The 540-nt window shown below is 51.5% G+C and carries 1 protein-coding gene; it reads right to left on the bottom strand.

The genetic code is table 11. The annotated features are described in order from the left end of the window. On the bottom strand, positions 1 to 540 hold a 540-nt coding region (locus ACIFO6_RS24290), incomplete at both ends, for an AMP-binding enzyme (protein ID WP_430044641.1).

The following is a 540-nucleotide window of genomic DNA, read 5'->3' as shown; positions in this document are numbered from 1 at the left end:
CCTTCCGGTGCCGGTAATAATTTGCGCTCGATTTTACCATTCGGTGTCAGTGGCATGTTTTCCATCTGTACAAAGTATGAAGGCACCATGTAGTTTGGAAGTCCTTCGCCCAGTAAGCTGCGCAGCTCACTTGCACTCACTTCACGTTCTGCCACATAGTACGCCACCAGTTGATTTTGCCCTTGCGCGTCTTCACGGGCTAGTATGATTGCTTCTTGCACGGCTTCTACTTTTAAAAGGTTCGCCTCAACCTCGCCCAGTTCAATCCGATAGCCCCGGATTTTCACCTGGTGGTCGATCCGGCCCAGATGCTCGATGTTGCCATCCGGCATCCATCTTGCCAAATCCCCCGTTCGATACATCCGTTCATACCCTGCTTCTCCGTTCGTAAACGGATTTAGTATAAATTTCTCCTCCGTCAGTTCGGCACGATGCCAATATCCACGCGCCAAACCTACCCCTGATACACACAATTCCCCAGCTACGCCCACAGGTGCCAGATGTCCATGCGCATCCACAATATATACCCGGTGATTCGGC

It is taken from the genome of Paenibacillus sp. NRS-1781, assembly GCF_050467745.1.
In the GTDB taxonomy this organism is placed as follows: domain Bacteria; phylum Bacillota; class Bacilli; order Paenibacillales; family Paenibacillaceae; genus Paenibacillus; species Paenibacillus terrae_A.
The sequence above is the reverse complement of the archived record's forward strand: the minus strand, read 5'-3'. Positions and strand labels throughout refer to the sequence as shown.